Source organism: Spirulina sp. LEGE 11439 (assembly GCF_059821285.1).
The window spans coordinates 1-2,786 of record NZ_JCAMRX010000025.1; the positions used below are offsets into that span (position 1 = coordinate 1).

5 protein-coding genes are annotated in these 2,786 nt (G+C 43.9%); 4 read left to right on the forward strand and 1 reads right to left on the reverse strand.

Annotated features, from left to right (window positions below; all coding sequences use genetic code 11):
- The first annotated feature begins 140 nt into the window (after nucleotides 1-140).
- From AC6RV6_RS16620 to AC6RV6_RS16635, 4 genes are all read left to right on the forward strand, one after another.
- On the forward strand, nucleotides 141-947 hold the full coding sequence (locus tag AC6RV6_RS16620; RefSeq protein ID WP_500241997.1) for a Uma2 family endonuclease: 807 nt from the start codon (nucleotides 141-143) through the stop codon (nucleotides 945-947).
- 35 nt (nucleotides 948-982) lie between these two features.
- A complete protein-coding gene (locus AC6RV6_RS16625) occupies nucleotides 983-1,405 on the forward strand; it encodes a Uma2 family endonuclease (protein WP_500241998.1) in 423 nt (140 codons plus the stop codon).
- Nucleotides 1,406-1,468: 63 nt separating this feature from the next.
- A complete protein-coding gene (locus AC6RV6_RS16630; RefSeq protein ID WP_500241999.1) occupies nucleotides 1,469-1,708 on the forward strand; it encodes a hypothetical protein in 240 nt (79 codons plus the stop codon).
- Nucleotides 1,709-1,825: 117 nt separating this feature from the next.
- The gene (locus AC6RV6_RS16635; protein WP_500242000.1) at nucleotides 1,826-2,083 is read left to right on the forward strand and encodes a hypothetical protein; all 258 of its coding nucleotides are present in this window, start codon (nucleotides 1,826-1,828) and stop codon (nucleotides 2,081-2,083) included.
- A gap of 276 nt (nucleotides 2,084-2,359) precedes the next feature.
- Here AC6RV6_RS16635 and AC6RV6_RS16640 read toward each other — a convergent pair.
- On the reverse strand, nucleotides 2,360-2,786 hold a 427-nt coding region (locus AC6RV6_RS16640), incomplete at its 5' end, for a tetratricopeptide repeat protein (protein ID WP_500242001.1).

The following is a 2,786-nucleotide window of genomic DNA, read 5'->3' on the forward strand; positions in this document are numbered from 1 at the left end:
TACTATTTTTTTCTTCCCTCATATTGTACCTCATATGTTCAAGAAACGCTATATTACTTACTGATAACAGGTGCGATCGCTTCTCTCAATCTTCAGAATTAGGGTACACTTGTTTTTAGGATAACTTTCTTATTGTTCTCATGGTTCAACTGCAACCCCGCTATCCTAAGCAGAATCCTCTTACGAAGGAAAATCTGCCCACGATGTACGATTTACCTAGCGAAGACCCAGAGGAGTCCGGTTTGCCCGACGAGTTTCACGATTTTCAACCCGATTTATTGACTCAAACCTGTCAATCTCCACGCATTCCTCGGGAAGATTATTTTATTGCCAGCGATTTGAATCTCTATTACGATCGCGAACATACGCTCTGGCAAAAGCGACCGGATTGGTTTTTGGTGTTGGGAGTGAGGCAAAGTCGAAGCCAGCAAGAGTTGCGCTTAAGTTATGTGATATGGCAAGAGGAGGTCAGTCCGTTTTTGGTGGTGGAATTGGCTTCTCCGGGGACAGAGAATGAGGATTTGGGACAGACGAGGCGAAAAGAGGGCGCACCACCGACAAAATGGGAGGTTTACGAACAAATTTTACAAGTTCCTTATTATCTCATTTACGACCGTTATGAGAATCAATGGCGGGGGTTTATTTGGCGATCTGGACAATACGAAGCCTTGGATTTATCGGAGGGGCGATTGTGGTTTGAGGAGTTGGGGTTAGGTGTAGGATTGTGGCAAGGGAGTTATGAGAATGTAGAGGGGCTGTGGTTGCGTTTCTATGATGCTGGGGGAAATTGGGTTGCTACTCCGATGGAAAGAGCCGATCTCGCTGAAGGCGATCGCGATCGCGAACGAGAACGAGCAAATCGTGCTGAAATAGAGTTACAAGAGTTACGCGATCGCCTGCAAGCAATGGGAATTAATCCCGATCGCCTCTCTGAAAATCAGGACTAAACTTGAGGTACACTTGTTTTTAGGATAATCTTCTCATGGTTCAACTGCAACCCCGCTATCCCCAGCAGAATCCTTCCAAAAAGAATCTGCCGACGATGTACGATCTACCCAGCGAAGACCCAGAGGAGTCCGGTTTGCCCGACGAATTTCACGATTTTCAACCCGATTTATTGACTCAAACCTGTCAATCTCCTCGCATTTATCGGGAAGATTATTTTATTGCCAGCGATTTGAATCTCTATTACGATCGCGAACATACGCTCTGGCAAAAGCGACCGGATTGGTTTTTGGTGTTGGGAGTGAGGCAAAGTCGAAGCCAGCAAGAGTTGCGCTTAAGTTATGTGATATGGCAAGAGGAGGTCAGTCCGTTTTTGGTGGTGGAGTTGGCTTCTCCCGGGACGGAGGATGAAGATTTGGGGCAAACGATACGAAAAAAAGGGAAACCACCCACAAAATAGGAAGTTTACGAACAAATTTTACAAGTCCCTTATTATCTCATTTACGACCGTTACGAGAATCAATTGCGGGGGTTTGTTTGGCGATCCGGTAAATATGAAGCCTTAGATTTATCGGAGGGGAGGTTATGGTTGGAAGAGTTGGGTTTGGGTGTGGGATTGTGGCAAGGGAGTTATGAGAATGTAGAAGGGTTGTGGTTGCGCTTCTATGATGCTGGGGGGAATTGGATTTCTACTCCAATGGAAAGAGCCGATCGCGCTGAGTTGGAGTTACAAGCACTGCGCGTTCACGAAGTGTTGCTTTAGCAGTATCGCTTGCAAGCAATGGGAATCGATCCCGATCGCCTGTCTGAAAATCAGGAATAGCGATCGCGTATAATGAAAGAAAGAATGTCAAACCTGTAGTTTTGGAGATGCGATCGCATGACAGCATTACAAGATATTCCTCAACAGGATAATGAATATCCCGAACCTAAAGGAAATTTGGTTAATTCTCTCAAAAATTACGGGAGAACTAGAGAAGAGCAAATTAAAATCAATCAAAAAGGCATCGAGATTTTGCGTGTTTGGCGCGAGAAAAAGTGGACTAAGGAAGAATTAGAACAAGAACAAAAAGCATGGGAAATTGTGAAAAAAGTAATTGATGAAAACCGCAGTAGAAAATTATTTACTCATCAATGATTATTTTTCTCGATACCAGTATTTTAGGGGTTTTGTGCAATCCTAATCCTCAACAGAATACGATTGAATGTCAAACTTGGTATTGATATTGATATGATTATTATAGCACATTGGCGATTGTTGTCTGAGAGTTTTCCGGGGCGTTATGTGGTTATCGCAACTACTAATATCAGACATTTGGGTTTGTTTGCAGAGGCGGAGGAATGGCAGAATATTACTTACTGAAAAAGTGCGATCGCCTGTCTGAGGGAATAGCGATCGCTATTTTATTATATCCTAGTTTTGGTTTTTTAATTGAGATAAGAGGTTTTGGGTGAGGGGATGTTGGCTCAATTCTGATTCTCGATTGTCGCGGATGACTTGCTGGAGAAAAGTACCAAAATTATTAAAATATATTGTTGTATGGGGATGATTTTGACCGAGTTTTTGCAGTGCGATCGCGATCGCCATAAAATATAAGGGTTCCGCTTCTTCGTAACGTCCTTGGGACTCGTACAGTGCAGCCAAATTGTTCAGGGAAGTGGCAACATCAGGATGGTCTTCTCCGAGGAGTTTTCGTCTCAAATCTAAGGCTTGAACCAACAAGGGTTCCGCTTCTTCGTAACGTCCTTGGGACTCGTACAGTCCAGCCAAATTGTTCAGGGAAGAGGCAACATCAGGATGGTCTTCTCCGAGGAGTTTTCGTCTCAAATCTAAGGCTTGA